General features: G+C 62.0%; 15 protein-coding genes and 1 pseudogene. 9 read left to right on the plus strand and 7 right to left on the minus strand.

Features of this window, described 5'->3' with window-relative positions:
- Nucleotides 1-3: 3 nt before the first annotated feature.
- Nucleotides 4-146, plus strand: a pseudogene (locus HBN98_RS28000) (ABC transporter ATP-binding protein); the annotation flags it as partial.
- Nucleotides 147-186: 40 nt separating this feature from the next.
- Here the strand turns inward: HBN98_RS28000 and HBN98_RS26295 are convergent.
- Both HBN98_RS26295 and HBN98_RS26300 read right to left on the minus strand, forming a co-directional pair.
- Nucleotides 187-1,266: an endonuclease/exonuclease/phosphatase family protein gene (locus HBN98_RS26295; protein ID WP_083367838.1), complete on the minus strand. Its 1,080-nt coding sequence runs from the start codon at nt 1,264-1,266 to the stop codon at nt 187-189.
- A 74-nt stretch (nt 1,267-1,340) separates the two neighbouring features.
- On the minus strand, nt 1,341-2,015 hold the full coding sequence (locus tag HBN98_RS26300; protein WP_064589339.1) for a YciC family protein: 675 nt from the start codon (nt 2,013-2,015) through the stop codon (nt 1,341-1,343).
- A gap of 178 nt (nt 2,016-2,193) precedes the next feature.
- Here HBN98_RS26300 and HBN98_RS26305 point away from each other — a divergent pair, with 178 nt between their 5' ends.
- The 3 genes from HBN98_RS26305 (at nt 2,194) to HBN98_RS26315 (ending at nt 4,279) form a co-directional block, all read left to right on the plus strand.
- Nucleotides 2,194-2,952, plus strand: coding sequence for a DUF2076 domain-containing protein (locus tag HBN98_RS26305; RefSeq protein WP_083367839.1), 759 nt, complete (start codon nt 2,194-2,196; stop codon nt 2,950-2,952).
- Between the two features lie 206 nt (nt 2,953-3,158).
- On the plus strand, nt 3,159-3,638 hold the full coding sequence (locus HBN98_RS26310; RefSeq protein WP_003228475.1) for a LabA-like NYN domain-containing protein: 480 nt from the start codon (nt 3,159-3,161) through the stop codon (nt 3,636-3,638).
- 35 nt (nt 3,639-3,673) lie between these two features.
- Nucleotides 3,674-4,279, plus strand: coding sequence for a 3'-5' exonuclease (locus HBN98_RS26315; RefSeq protein ID WP_083367840.1), 606 nt, complete (start codon nt 3,674-3,676; stop codon nt 4,277-4,279).
- 127 nt (nt 4,280-4,406) lie between these two features.
- On the opposite strand, the gene HBN98_RS26320 is transcribed toward HBN98_RS26315, so the two are convergent.
- Nucleotides 4,407-4,859, minus strand: a complete 453-nt coding sequence (locus HBN98_RS26320) for an Lrp/AsnC family transcriptional regulator (protein WP_064589331.1) — start codon at nt 4,857-4,859, stop codon at nt 4,407-4,409.
- Between the two features lie 163 nt (nt 4,860-5,022).
- Here HBN98_RS26320 and yedA point away from each other — a divergent pair, with 163 nt between their 5' ends.
- Both yedA and HBN98_RS26330 read left to right on the plus strand, forming a co-directional pair.
- Nucleotides 5,023-5,964, plus strand: coding sequence for a drug/metabolite exporter YedA (gene yedA, locus HBN98_RS26325; protein ID WP_083367841.1), 942 nt, complete (start codon nt 5,023-5,025; stop codon nt 5,962-5,964).
- 77 nt (nt 5,965-6,041) lie between these two features.
- Complete coding sequence (locus tag HBN98_RS26330; RefSeq protein ID WP_064589327.1) at nt 6,042-7,382, plus strand: RNA helicase RhlE1; 1,341 nt, start codon at nt 6,042-6,044, stop codon at nt 7,380-7,382.
- A 105-nt stretch (nt 7,383-7,487) separates the two neighbouring features.
- Here the strand turns inward: HBN98_RS26330 and HBN98_RS26335 are convergent, their stop codons facing one another.
- Both HBN98_RS26335 and HBN98_RS26340 read right to left on the minus strand, forming a co-directional pair.
- A complete protein-coding gene (locus tag HBN98_RS26335; RefSeq protein WP_083367842.1) occupies nt 7,488-8,726 on the minus strand; it encodes a TIGR03862 family flavoprotein in 1,239 nt (412 codons plus the stop codon).
- Nucleotides 8,727-9,006: 280 nt separating this feature from the next.
- Nucleotides 9,007-9,927 (minus strand): histone deacetylase family protein, encoded by a 921-nt coding sequence (locus HBN98_RS26340; RefSeq protein WP_083367843.1) that lies wholly within the window; start codon nt 9,925-9,927, stop codon nt 9,007-9,009.
- Nucleotides 9,928-10,023: 96 nt separating this feature from the next.
- Between HBN98_RS26340 and HBN98_RS26345 the strand changes: the two genes are divergently transcribed.
- From HBN98_RS26345 to HBN98_RS26355, 3 genes are all read left to right on the plus strand, one after another.
- Nucleotides 10,024-10,593 carry a GNAT family N-acetyltransferase gene (locus HBN98_RS26345; RefSeq protein ID WP_083367844.1) on the plus strand — a complete coding sequence of 190 codons (570 nt, stop codon included), beginning with the start codon at nt 10,024-10,026 and terminating at the stop codon, nt 10,591-10,593.
- 105 nt (nt 10,594-10,698) lie between these two features.
- Nucleotides 10,699-11,568 carry an acyl-CoA thioesterase II gene (gene tesB / locus HBN98_RS26350; protein ID WP_064589320.1) on the plus strand — a complete coding sequence of 290 codons (870 nt, stop codon included), beginning with the start codon at nt 10,699-10,701 and terminating at the stop codon, nt 11,566-11,568.
- The gene (locus HBN98_RS26355; protein ID WP_064589318.1) at nt 11,565-12,158 is read left to right on the plus strand and encodes an HAD family hydrolase; all 594 of its coding nucleotides are present in this window, start codon (nt 11,565-11,567) and stop codon (nt 12,156-12,158) included. Before tesB ends, HBN98_RS26355 begins: the two co-directional genes overlap by 4 nt.
- 112 nt (nt 12,159-12,270) lie before the next feature.
- Here HBN98_RS26355 and HBN98_RS26360 read toward each other — a convergent pair whose 3' ends face one another.
- The gene (locus HBN98_RS26360) at nt 12,271-13,224 is read right to left on the minus strand and encodes an alpha/beta fold hydrolase (protein WP_083367845.1); all 954 of its coding nucleotides are present in this window, start codon (nt 13,222-13,224) and stop codon (nt 12,271-12,273) included.
- Complete coding sequence (gene ypfJ / locus HBN98_RS26365; protein ID WP_064589314.1) at nt 13,225-14,118, minus strand: KPN_02809 family neutral zinc metallopeptidase; 894 nt, start codon at nt 14,116-14,118, stop codon at nt 13,225-13,227.
- Nucleotides 14,119-14,239: the final 121 nt, after the last annotated feature.

Consider the following 14,239-nt stretch of genomic DNA (forward strand, 5'->3'; position numbering starts at 1 on the left):
GACGCCAGACCGGGGCGGATCAAACAGATGCTCGATGTGCCGATTGAGCGCCCGCGCTCACTGGACTGGTCATGCAGCGCGCGTTCATCGACATGAAACGCGAGATTCTCGTGCTGCTGCATGATGACCTCGAGGAAGTGCATTGACCTTCCGGTGGCCCACACGGATTTTTGTGTGACTTGTGTTCTATGGCGCAGCCGGGAGCAGGAACCGCGCAATCACCGGCAAGTGATCGGAAATGCGCAAGGTATCGTCCTGGCGCACCCTCGCTTCCACCCGTTTGATCTTCGGGCTGTAGAACAGATAGTCGACGGTGCGATCCGGGCCATTCAGGCCGGGGTCGTTGGGGTAGTGGGTCAACCAGTGTGCGCGGTCGATGCCGCTGGCTTCGTTGTTGGTCGGGATCATCGGGTACTTGTCCCACAACAGGTGCAACGCGCTGTCGATCGAGTAGGGCGTGCGCTGCTCGGTGGGCAGGCGCTGATACTGGCCCAGCGGCAGCAGGTTGAAGTCACCCCCGATCAGCCACGGCAAGCCCTGGCTTTCGTACTTGTCGAGCACCTTGGCCACCGCCGTCACTTGCGCCTGCAAGGTGTCGTCCGGTTGGCTGGCGCGATCCAGGTGTGTGTTGAACACCGTCAGTTGCCCGCCGTCGCTCAGCGGCAGTTTGGTGGCGAGCAGGGCATCCTTGGGGGCGAACTGACGGGCGATGATGTTCGCCGCAGGCACCAGCAATTGCAGGCGTTCAGCGTGTTCGATGCGGTAGCGGCTCAGGGTCGCCAGTTGCCGGCCAACGCTGCCGAAGATGTGCGGGTCGGGAACGAAATCGGCCTTCCAGTCGAAGGCGTGGGCGCTGCACGGGTAGAGGTCGGTGAGCCGTTCTTGCAGCAGCTTGAGCTGATTCTGGTAATCACTGGCCTTGGCGCCGTCATCCAGTTCCTGCAGCAGCACCACATCGGGCTGCTCGTCGCGAATCACCCGCGCCACTTCATCGAGGCTGAAGGCCATGTCTTCCGGGGTGGGCGCCTCATCCGTGCCCTGGGCCAGGTCATTCCAGAACACATAGCGCTTGCCCGCCAGGTACTGCACGTTCCAGGTCATGACTTTCAGGGCTTGCCCGGGCACCAGGTTCGGTGGGGACCCAATGCAGGTGACGGGCAGGGTTTCCCGGGCATCGGGGCGCCAGGTCAGGCTGTAGATCAGCCCGCCGATCAGGGCGATGGCGAACACAATCAACAACAGGGTGTAGCGCAGCAGACGGGGCATGGCTCGGCTTATCGCGTTACAAAAGTGACCCCGAGCATACCCGACCGCAGACGCTTGGCCCAAGGGCCGTGAAGTCAGACCGCTCCGCTGCGTTTGTCAGGCAATTCGCTGATCAGCATGAACAGGCGGAACAGCACCACACTGGTGAACAGTTGCAGGAAGCTGTGCGCACTGTCGATCAGCACCGCGATCAACGGATTCTGCGGGTCGGGGTACACCGCCAGGGTCGCGCCCTTGAGCAACCACAACGGTCCCATCACGCACAGAATGCACAGCAGGATCCGCCAGAAATGGCCACGGGTCAGGCGCAGGCTTTCCTTCATTGCCTGCAACGGCCCCATGCCGCGCAGCACCAGCAGGTATTCACCGAATGCGAGCATGACCATCAGCATCAGACCCGGCAGGAAATACAGCGACAGCCCCAGCAGGATCAGCAAGGTATTGAGTGCCGTGAGCAGGGCGAAGCGCGGCCACAGGCGGGTGGACATCGCCAGCAGGTCGAGGGTGCGCGGGGCTTCGCCACGGGTGCGTGCGTCGAGGAACAGGATCAGCGCGGCGGTGTACAGCGGATACACCAGCAGACCGACCACCACGCTGGCGGCGGAGAAACTGTCCGGGTCGGTGACGTGGTCCACCACTTGCTGCAGCGCCGCCTCGAAGATCACGAGGGGCAGGCACAACTGCACGATGCTGGCCAGATGGCGTTTGAAAAAATACAGAGAGTCGCGCAGTACATCGAAGGCATTCATCAGTCGGTATCGCAGGTCGAAAACAGTGGCTCACTTTAACCGATGATGCGCGGGCCGACACAAACGTAAACATTCGGTAAAGGTCGTTGAAACATCCTGTCACTGCCTCCATTACAGAGATGCGCCATGTCCACAGTGGACACGGGCAACGTTATCCCCGGCAATCTACGAGGTCGCCATGAACAGCGAAGAGCAAACCCTGATCGATGGACTGTTTTCCCGGCTGCAACAGGCCGAAACGGAGGCAGCCCCGCGCGACGCCCAGGCCGAGGCGCGGATCAAGGAACACCTGACCCGCCAGCCGGCGGCAGGTTATTTCATGACCCAGGCGATTCTGGTGCAAGAGGCGGCGATCAAGAGCCTCGACGAACAGAACAAGCAGCTGACTCAGCAAGTCCAGCAATTGCAGGCCGAACTGCAAGCAGCCAAGGCCCAGACCGCGGCCCCGGCAGCCAGCGGTGGCGGCGGTTTCCTGTCCAGCATCTTCGGCGGCGGCAGCTCGCGCCCGGCGCCGACTCCGAGCGCTCCGGCCTCTACTGGCGGCTGGCGTGAACCGGCACCGCAGCAGAACTTTGGTGCGCCACCGCCACAACAGAACTATGCCGCGCCACCGCCTAACTACGCACAGCAGGCAGCCCCGGCAGCGGGCAGCAGCTTCCTCGGCGGTGCCCTGAAAACCGCCGCTGGCGTGGCCGGTGGTGTGATGCTGGCACAAGGCATCAGCAGCCTGTTCCATCACAACCAGCAGCCCGAAGAAATCGTTGAAGTGATCAAGGAAGAGCCAGCGCAAGTCGCTGACCAGAGCGGCAACGACTGGGGCAACGATCAGCGCATGGCCGATAACGGTTTCTCTGGCAATGACCAAAGCGGGTTTACCGACACCGACTACAGCGACGACAGCTCATCGTTCTTCGATGACGACGATTCGTTCGTCTGACCAACGGTCGGCATCGAACCTTGTGGCGAGGGAGCTTGCTCCCGCCGGGGCGCGTAGCGGCCCTTTCTTTTAAATAGAAGGGCTTGCTGCGCAATCCAGCGGGAGCAAGCTCCCTCGCCACACTGCCTTTTACTGGCATACTGAGCGCCTTTTTCGGGCCCGGCGCCTGATCCCGCTTCGTGCGCTATGCGCTCACAGGAATCCCGGTGAAAAAAATCGCAGTGTTCGCCGACGTGCAGAACCTCTACTACACCGTGCGTCAGGCCTATGGTTGTCACTTCAACTACGCCGCATTGTGGGCCGACATCAGCAAGGACGGGCAGATCGTCGAGGCCTATGCCTACGCGATCGACCGTGGCGACAGCAAGCAGCAGCAGTTTCAGCAGATCCTGCGCAACCTCGGCTTCACTGTGAAGCTCAAGCCCTACATCCAGCGCAGCGACGGCTCGGCCAAGGGCGACTGGGACGTGGGCATCACCCTCGACATCATGGACGCCGCCGATCACGTCGACGAAATCGTCCTGGCCTCTGGTGACGGCGATTTCGACATGCTGCTCGAACGCATCATCAACAAACACGGCGTACAAGCGGTGGCCTACGGCGTGCCAGGCCTGACCGCCAACTCGCTGATCCGCGCCGCCAGCCGTTACGTGCCGATCGAAGGCGCGTTGCTACTGAAGAATTAAGCTGAAAAATTGATTTGAACGGAGTTGAACCCGGTTTGGAACGCATTGCAGTCATCGACTTTGAAACCACCGGCCTGTCGCCGAACAGCAGCTGTCGCGCCACGGAAATCGCCGTGGTCATGCTGGAAAACGGACACATCGTCGAGCGTTACCAGAGCCTGATGAACGCTGGCGTGCGCGTCCCGGCCTTCATCGAGCAACTGACCGGCATCAGCAACGCCATGCTGCGCAGCGCCCCATCGGCGGAAAAGGTCATGGAAGAGGTCAACGAATTCGTCGGCTGCACGCCACTGGTGGCGCACAACGCATCGTTCGACCAGAAATTCTGGGACTTTGAACTGGGACGGATCAAACGCACCCGGCTGCAGAACTTTGCCTGCTCGCTGTTGCTGGCGCGTCGGTTGATGCCGGCGGCGCCGAATCATAAGCTCGGCACCCTCACCACCTTCGCCCGCCTGCCGCACACCGGCCAGGCGCACAGGGCGATGGCGGATGCGGAGATGGCGGCCAACCTGATGGCGCATCTGGCTGAGGAACTGCGGCACAAGCATGGGGTGCGTGAGCTGAACCACGACCTGTTGTGCAAACTGCAGAAAGTCCCGGCGGCCAAAGTCAGCGAACACCTGCAGCGCTACCGCTGATCCCGAACCTTCGCGGATCTCTGTAGGAGCTGCCGAAGGCTGCGATCTTTTGACTTTGACTTTTAGAAGCAAGATCAAAAGATCGCAGCCTTCGGCAGCTCCTACAGAGGCGTTTCGGTGGGGCTGACTATTTGCCGTTGCTTTCGATATGGCTAAGCGGCACGCGCTTCTCGATCGCACTCGACAACACAATCGAGGTCTTGCTGAAGCCGAACTTCGCCACCCGATTGATCAACTCCTCCAGCTCCGTCATCGAACCCACCGCGCCCTTCATCATCACGCAGGGATCGCCGGTCACTCGAAAGCACTCGGTGAGTTGCGGGATTTTCGCCAGTTCGTCGTAGACCTTCTGACTGCCGTTCTGGTGCAGGCGCAGTTCGATCATGCACTGGATCGGCAAGCCGATTTTCGACAGGTCAATGTTCGCCTGATACCCGGTAATCACCCCGGACGCCTCAAGCTTGGCGACGCGCTCGGCCACCGCCGGGGCGGACAGGTTCACCTTGCGCGCCAGATCGGCGTAGGACGCTCGACCGTTTTCCAACAGGGCGCTGAGCAGCATGCGGTCGTATTTGTCCAAGGCCGGACTCCTTAAATTGCCAGACTTTCGAAATCACGGTTTATCCCGCTGATCTCCGTTCTTTCAAAAGTGTACCGGCGCGATAAACAGGTTTTGTAGCTTATTTTTGCTCGCGGGCCTTTCTAGAATAATTCATCCGCTACCGCTGACTGTCGAGCTGCCCATGCCTGCCTTGCGCCGTTTTTCCTTGCCGTTGATCGCCGCGTTTTTCGCGCTGTACGTGATTTGGGGATCGACCTATCTGGTGATCCGCCTCGGCGTCGAATACTGGCCGCCGCTGATGCTCGGCGGGGTGCGTTTCGTGATTGCCGGCAGCCTGATGTACGCCTTCCTGCGCTGGCGCGGGGCACCGGCGCCGACCTGGGCGCAGTGGAAAGCGGCGGGGATCATCGGGATTTTGCTGCTCAGCTTCGGTAACGGCGCGGTCAGTGTGGCCGAACACACGGGCGTGGCGTCCGGCGTGGCGGCATTGGCGGTGGCGACGGTGCCATTGTTCACCTTGCTCTGCGGCTATTTCTGGGGTGCGCGCAATACGCGGCTGGAGTGGGCCGGGGTGGCGCTGGGGATTGTCGGCATCGCCATGCTCAACATGGGCTCCAACCTGCAATCGAGTCCGTTGGGTGCGGCGCTGCTGATTTTTGCGGCGGCGACCTGGGCGTTTGGCTCGGTATGGAGCAAGCACCTGCCGCTGCCGCAAGGGGCGATGGCCAGTGCCGTCGAGATGCTGGTGGGCGGCGTGGTTTTGCTGATCGGCAGCGCGGTGAGCGGCGAACACCTGCAAGCGCTGCCGCCGGTGGAAGGCTGGCTGGCCTTGGGCTATTTGATTTTCTTCGGCTCGATCATCGCCTTCAATTCCTACATGTATCTGCTCAAGCACGTGCGCCCGGCGGCGGCCACCAGTTATGCCTACGTCAACCCGGCGGTGGCGGTGCTGCTGGGGATCGTGTTCGTCGGCGAGACCATCGGCATGGAAGAAGCGCTGGCGATGCTGGTGATCATCAGCGCGGTGGTGCTGATCGGTCTGCCACAGTGGCGTCGGCCGGCGCAGCCGCTCGTCGTGGAGGCGCCGAAGACAGTCGTTCCAGCAGAACAGCGTGTGAATTAGGGTAAACTGCGCGGCATTGCACATTCTTTTTGCAGACTTTTTTGCACATCCGCGCTGAATTTTCCTACGGTACTCCCATGACTTTCGCCTCCCTTGGCCTGATCGAACCCTTGCTGCGCTCCCTCGAGACGCTCGGCTACCAGACCCCGACGCCGGTTCAGGCGCAAGCCATTCCGGCCGTGCTGGCCGGTCGTGACCTGATGGCTGCAGCCCAGACCGGTACCGGCAAGACTGCCGGTTTCGCCTTGCCGCTGCTGCAGTTGCTGGCCATGGAAGGGCCGAAAGTAGCCGCTAATTCGGCGCGTGCGCTGATTCTGGTGCCGACCCGCGAGCTGGCCGAGCAGGTTCATGAATCCGTGCGCCAGTACGCGGAAAACCTGCCGCTGCGCACGTATGCGGTGTACGGCGGCGTCAGCATCAATCCGCAGATGATGAAGCTGCGCGGCGGCGTCGATGTGCTGGTCGCCACGCCGGGTCGCCTGATCGACCTGTTCCGCCAGAACGCGCTGAAACTCGATCAGTTGCAAACCCTGGTGCTGGATGAAGCCGATCGTATGCTCGACCTGGGCTTCTCCGAAGAACTGGCGAACATTTACCGCATGCTGCCGAAAAAGCGCCAGACCCTGCTGTTCTCCGCGACCTTTTCCGATGACATCCGCCTGCTGGCCGGGCAGATGCTCAACGATCCGCTGAGCATCGAAGTCAGCCCGCGTAACGTCGCGGCCAACACCGTCAAGCAGTGGATCGTGACGGTGGACAAGAAGCGCAAGGCCGAACTGTTCGTGCACCTGATGCGCAAGAACAAGTGGAAGCAGGTGCTGGTATTCGCCAAGACCCGTAATGGTGTGGATGCACTGGTCGAGAAACTTCAGGGCCTGGGCGTGAACGCTGACGGTATCCACGGCGACAAACCACAGGCGACCCGCCAGCGTGCGCTGGATCGGTTCAAACTCAGCGAAGTGCAGATTCTGGTGGCCACCGATGTGGCTGCCCGTGGTCTGGATATCGAAGATCTGCCGCTGGTGGTCAACTTCGACCTGCCGATCGTGGCTGAGGATTACATCCACCGCATCGGTCGTACTGGCCGTGCCGGTGCGACCGGTGAGGCGATTTCGCTGGTGTGCGCCGATGAGGTGAACATGCTCTCGGCCATCGAGATGCTGACGCGTCAGACGCTGAAGCGTCAGAACGAACCGGACTTCGAACCTGAGCACCGCGTGCCGGATACCGATGCCAGCGGTCAGGTGATCAAGAAGCCGAAGAAACCGAAAAAGCCGAAAACCTCCGGCGGCGGTGGCGGCAAGCGCAATCTCGGTAAATGGGTCGACAGCGGCGAGACTCAGGCGCCGGAGCCTTCGATCAAGCCTGTACGCAAGGTGCCGGTGTTCAACACTGGGCCGCGCAAGCGTAAACCTTAATATTCGCTGCACCTGTAAGACCGCTATCGCGAGCAGGCTCACTTCTACATTGGATCGCATTCCCCTGTAGAAGTGAGCCTGCTCGCGAAGGGCGCAACGCGGTCCTCAGTTCTTGCGCAACCACTCCAGCATCCCCAAACCCGCAGATCGCCCGCTGGCAAAGCACCCGGTCAGCAGATAGCCGCCTGTCGGCGCTTCCCAATCCAGCATCTCACCCGCACAAAACACCCCCGGTAACGCCTTGAGCATCAAGCGCTCATCCATCGCCTCGAACGTCACGCCACCCGCGCTGCTGATCGCTTCGTCCAGCGGACGGGTTTTCACCAGGGTCAACGGCAACGCCTTGATCGCCCGAGCCAGCAGCGCCGGATCGGCAAAGGTCGCAGCGTCAGTCAATTCACGCAACAACGCCGCTTTCACCCCATCAATCCCGACCTGACTGTGCAGATGCTTGGCCATCGAGCGCGAACCACGCGGTTTGCTCAACGCTGCCTGCAATTTATCCACAGGCCGGCCGGGCAGCAGATCGATGTGCACCGTGGCCGAGCCGTGCGCATTGATCGCCTCGCGAATCCGTGCCGACAGCGCATAGATCAGGCTGCCTTCAACCCCGGTCGCCGTAATCACGCATTCGCCCAAGCGTGGGATATCGTCGTTCAAACCGATGGCGACGTTTTTCAGCGGTGCGCCGGCGAATTTGCTGACAAGAAGTTCGCTCCAGGCCTGCACCTCGAAGCCGCAATTGCTCGGCTGCAATGGCGCCAGTCCTACGCCTTTCTGCTCCAGGGGCAGCATCCACGCGCCGTCCGAACCCAAGCGTGACCAACTGCCACCGCCGAGGGCGAGCAGGGTGGCATCGGGTTTGACGGTGATTTCGCCGTCGGGGCTGGCGATGCGCAGTGCGCCTTGTTCATCCCAACCAAGCCAGCGGTGGCGGGTGTGGATAACCACGCCGCTGTCGCGCAGGCGCTTGAGCCAGGCGCGCAGCAAAGGCGCGGCCTTCATGTCGGTGGGGAATACCCGGCCGGAGCTGCCGATAAAGGTTTGGATGCCCAGGTCATGAATCCAGCGGCACAACGCGTCGGCGTCGAAGGCGCGCAGCAGCGGGGCGATCTGCGGTGCGCGTTCGGCGTAGCGCGAGAGGAACGCCGGGTAGGCTTCGGAATGGGTGATGTTCATGCCGCCGACCCCGGCCAGCAGGAACTTGCGCCCCACCGACGGCATGCCGTCGTACAGATCGACGCGCACGCAGGCCTGGCTCAGCACTTCGGCGGCCATCAGGCCGGCGGGGCCACCGCCGATGATGGCGACGTGAGCGGGGAGGGGGGCGGAGGTATGGGTCATGGCGTGCGCTGCGGTATGGCGGGATAAGGCGCGCATTCTAACAGCCGGGATCCGTGTAGGAGCTGCCGCAGGCTGCGATCTTTTGATCTTGGACTTGAGCAAACAAAGATCAAAAGATCGCAGCCTGCGGCAGCTCCTACAGGTGGATCGACGGTAAAGTCAGTGGGCTGGTCAAAAAACAACCATCGCGCTGTACGCCAAGCTCACTGTGACCTGTAGTCCCTTTCGCTCAGGTTATCCACAGGCCGTTCCACAGCCATTGTGGGTAACGCAGCACAGCTTAGTGACAACCGTGTGACGTCCAGACCCGTTGCGCGCTGTGATGCAGGATGCCGTGGCGGCGGGCGAGGGCGTGGCGATCCTTGCTGTAACCACCACCAATTACGCCGACCACCGGGATATCGCGACCCAGGCAATGGCGCATCACGCTTTCATCGCGGGCGGCGACGCCAGCGTCTGTGAGCTGCAGATAACCGAGGGCGTCGTCCTTGTGCACATCGACCCCGGCGTCGTACAGCACCAGGTCCGGTTGATACATCGGCAGCAGGTAGTTGAGCGTGTCATCCACCACTTTCAGGTAATCAGCATCGCCCATGCCCTTGGGCAGCGGAATGTCCCAATCACTTTCGGCCTTGCGTGCAGGAAAGTTCTTTTCGCAGTGCAGGGAAACGGTGATCGCCTCCGGGGTGTCATGGAGGATTCGCGCGGTGCCGTCGCCTTGATGCACGTCGCAATCGAAGATCAGCACCCGGTTCACCCGACCGCTTTGCAGCAGGTAATGGCTGATGATCGCCAGGTCATTGAAGATGCAGAACCCGGCCGGGTAATCGTAGTGGGCGTGATGGGTGCCGCCGGCCAGGTGACAGGCCAGGCCATGCTCGAGGGCTTTCTCTGCCGCCAGAATCGAACCGCCGACCGCCCGCACGGTGCGTCGGGCCAGCGCTTCGTTCCACGGCAGACCGAGGCGCCGCTGGTCTTCGCGGGACAACTCACCGCTCATGTAGCGTTCGATATAGCGACGGTCATGGGCCAGGGCGAGGATGTCGTTGGGGCAGATCTGCGGGCGCAGCAGGTCGGCGTCGCGGGTCAGGCCGCTGTCCACCAGGTGATCGCGCAGCAAACGGAATTTATCCATCGGGAAGCGGTGATCCGCCGGAAACTCGGGGCTGTAGTCTTCGTGGTAGATCAGCGGCAGTGGCATGGTGATTTCGTATGGCTGTTGAAGATAGGGAACGCAGGAAAGCGTGAACGATCCTACCAGCGATGTAGACTTGCGGCATGGAAATGGAGGGGCACGATGGAGCCGATAAACGAACTCGAAAGCGCACGCTTGTTGATGCGCCAGTGGCGCGATGAGGATTTGCCGGCATTTGCAGCGATGTGCGCCGATCCTCAGGTGATGCGCTATTTTCCGGCGCCGATGAGTCGCCTGGAAAGCGCGTCGATGATCGGCCGCGTGCGCGGGCATTTTGCCGAGCACGGTTACGGCCTGTGGGCGCTGGAGCGCAAGGACAGCGGCGAGTTCATCGGTTTTACCGGCCTCGGTGTGGTGGGCTTCGATGCGCCCTTCACCCCGGCGGTGGAAATCGGCTGGCGCCTGGCCCGCGAGCATTGGGGCCTGGGTTACGCCAGTGAGGCGGCCTGGACGGCATTGCGCGCAGGCTTTGATCGGCTGGCCCTGAAGGAGATCGTGTCCTTCACCGCGCAGAGCAATCTGCCGTCGGAAAAAGTCATGCAGGCGATTGGCATGCATCACGATCCGGCCGATGATTTCGATCACCCCAAGCTTGCCGTCGATCACCCGCTGCGTCGGCATCTGTTGTACCGCATCACCCGGGAGCAATGGCTACAGACCTTGCATGGCTAAGCCGACACGGACGTTTACAATGGCGCGACAGTGGCTCGCGCCAGAACCTGAATGGGCCGCCGCAGCCAAGACTGCGCGGCATAGCGTTGTGTGAGGAGAGTCTGAATGAGCCAAGTGTTGGAAGATCTGGTCGACCTGCTGACCCTGGAACCGATCGAGGAAAACCTGTTCCGTGGCCGCAGCCAGGACTTGGGTTTCCGTCAGTTGTTCGGTGGTCAAGTGCTCGGCCAGTCGCTGTCGGCGGCCAGTCAGACGGTTGAAGAGGCGCGCCATGTGCATTCGATGCACGGCTATTTCCTGCGCCCGGGCGACGCCAAGTTGCCAGTGGTGTATTCGGTGGATCGTGTGCGTGATGGCGGCAGCTTCAGCACCCGCCGCGTCACGGCGATCCAGAAGGGGCACCCGATCTTTACCTGCAGCGCGTCGTTTCAGTACGACGAGGAAGGCTTCGAGCACCAGAGCCAGATGCCGGTGGTGGTCGGCCCGGAAAACTTGCCGTCGGAGCTGGAGCTGACCCAGCAGCGTGCGCACCTGATCCCCGAGCACATGCGCGAAAAACTGCTGTGCCCGAAACCGATCGAAGTACGCCCGGTCACCGAAAAGGACCCGTACAACCCGCAGCCGGCCGATCCGGTGAAATACGTGTGGTTCCGCGCCGACGGGGCGCTGGCCGACATTCCGGCGTTGCACAAATACCTGCTGGCCTACGCCTCGGACTTCGGTCTGCTGACCACCTCGATGCTGCCCCACGGCAAGTCGGTCTGGCAGAAAGACATGCAGGTCGCCAGCCTCGATCACGCGCTGTGGTTCCACAACGATCTGCGCGCCGATGACTGGTTGCTCTACGCCATGGACAGCCCGTGGGCCGGCAATTCCCGGGGTTTCTCCCGTGGCAGCGTGTACAACCGCGCCGGGCAACTGGTGGCGTCGGTGACCCAGGAAGGCCTGATTCGTCACCGCAAGGACTGGGCATGAGCTTGAGCGATGTGAAGCACTGGGTGTTCGACATGGACGGCACCCTGACGGTCGCGGTGCATGATTTTGCGGCGATCCGCGTGGCACTGGCGATTCCGCCGGAGGACGACATCCTCACTCATCTCGCGGCGTTGCCGGCCGACGAAGCGGCGGCAAAACACGCGTGGCTGCTGGAGCATGAACGTGATCTGGCGTTGGGTTCAAAACCGGCGGCCGGTGCGGTGCAATTGGTGCGCGAGCTGCACGGGCGGGGTTATCGCCTTGGCATCCTGACGCGCAACGCGCGGGAGCTGGCGCATGTGACGCTTGAAGCGATTGGCCTGGCCGACTGCTTTGCGGTGGAAGATGTACTGGGCCGCGATGAAGCACCGCCCAAGCCGCATCCCGGCGGTTTGCTGAAACTGGCCGAGGCCTGGAACGTGCCGGCCAGCGAGATGGTGATGGTCGGTGATTACCGCTTCGACCTCGACTGCGGGCGAGCGGCCGGGGCGCGGACGGTGCTGGTGAATCTGCCGGATAACCCGTGGCCGGAATTGACCGACTGGCATGCGCAGGATTGTGTCGAGTTGCGGCGGATGCTCTCGGCCTGAGTTCTTTATTGTCTGAAATGACGTCTTCGCGAGCAGGCTCGCTCCCACAAGGGAATGCATTTCAACTGTGGGAGCGAGCCTGCTCGCGAAGAGGCCAGAACCGCCGCAAGGATTACTGATCGAACAGGGCCTTCTGCCCCTCGGGCGACGTCAGCATCCCATCACCGTTATGCCCGACCCCGGGCACTTCCACCAGGCGCTGGTTCACGCCTTCCGGATGCCGGCGCAGTAAATAACCGAAAAACAGTTTGCCGCGCATCAAGCGGTAAGCCCCTTGCGCCTCGGCCTCACAGCCTTTATCCAGCGCCGGATGTTGCGGGTCGATGTCCTGCTGCCCGAGCAGATAAATCACTTCGCGTTTGATGTAACTGCTTTCAAGCTGCAACGGCGTTTGTCCACCGGCGTACACCGGCATGTCGCTCAGACCGTACTTCCAGCGATTGAAACCCGGGCACTGCGCGTGATCGAACGCCACGGGCCGCTGTTCGTTGAAATAAGCATACGAAGACGGATTGGCCACGACGTAACGCAGGCGAATGCCGTTGGCCTTCAGCGCCGGTTGATCCTTGGCCAGCAAGGCATAACGCTGCACCACCTGACCGCCACCGGAATGGCCGAAAATCACGATCTGCTTCACATCCGGAAACTGCTTGCGATCGGTAACCCGCGTGACGATTTCATCCAGTGCGGCGTAGGAGCTCAGCGGATTCGGGCCTGTGGATAACCCGCCGCCCATCCACTCGTTGCCTTTCCAGCGCAGCAAGGTGTTCGGCAGGGAATACAGAGCCACGTCACTTTCGTTGAGGAACTGCGGCGCGATCACCAGCGTGTGGGCGGTCTGCCCGGCCAGTTCGGCGGCGCTCTCGGCGCTTTTGCGATAGGTCTCGGCGTTGCGCAGACGACCGTGGATGACGATCAGCACGCGTTCGATTTTCTCCGGCGCCGGACCGATGCCGACGGCCATTTCCCCGGCCTTCAATTGCAGGCGCCCGGGGCTGATCGCGTCGACACCGGCGGCCTGGGCACTGCCGCCGATGATCAGTAAAGCCAAAAGCCATTTGCGCATTTACAGGTTTTTCGCCGCGAAGGTATCGCACTGGCCGACCTGGCCCTGCGCGAAACCGGTTTTGAACCAGCGCACCCTTTGCGCCGACGTACCGTGGGTAAACGAGTCCGGCACCACTCGGCCCTGACCCTGTTGTTGCAGGCGATCATCACCGATGGCGTTGGCCGCGTTCAAGGCCTCTTCGACGTCGCCGGGTTCCAGCCAGTTCAGGCGCTTCTGCGCATGGTAGGCCCAGACGCCGGCCAGGCAGTCGGCCTGCAATTCCTGACGCACCAGCAAACCGCCGTCGCCCTGCATCTGCCGGCCTTGCTGGCGCGCGGCCTGAATTTTCGCCGAGACGCCAAGCAGCGTCTGCACATGGTGCCCGACTTCGTGGGCGATCACGTAGGCCTGGGCGAAGTCGCCGGCCGCCTTGAAGCGCTGGGCCATTTCCTGGAAGAACGCCATGTCCAGATAGACCTTCTGATCCGCCGGGCAATAGAACGGCCCGGTGGCAGAAGTCGCCAGACCGCAGGCGGAATTCACCCGGTTGCTGAACAGCACCAGGGTCGGGTCTTTATATTGGCGCCCGGCCTGCTGAAAGATCGCGCCCCAGGTGTCCTCGGTGTCGCCGAGGATCGAACGGACGAATTCGGCCTGCTGGTCGTTGGCCGGGGGCGCCTGACGGGTTTGCGTGCTGGCCGGCGCCGATTGCTCGGTCATTTGCCCGGTGAGCTGGCCGAGGATCTGCAATGGATCCTGTCCGGTGATCCAGCCGATGCCGACGATCAGCAGAATGGCCCCGAGGCTCAGGCCCTTGCCGCCACCGAAACGCATGCCACCGCCACCGCTGTCGCCCTCATCACCCCGGGCGTCGACGACGTTGTCACTGCGTCGGCCTTTTTTCCATAGCATGTGGGAATCCTCTATCTGTACGTGGTGATGAGTGTTGCTGGTGTGTGAGTGTGGCGCCAGTCCGGTCGTCCGTCCATTGGCGCACACGCAAGCAGGCCCGGCCTCGGGTGCCGAGGACGGG

Source organism: Pseudomonas koreensis, assembly GCF_012986595.1.
Taxonomy (GTDB): domain Bacteria; phylum Pseudomonadota; class Gammaproteobacteria; order Pseudomonadales; family Pseudomonadaceae; genus Aquipseudomonas; species Aquipseudomonas koreensis.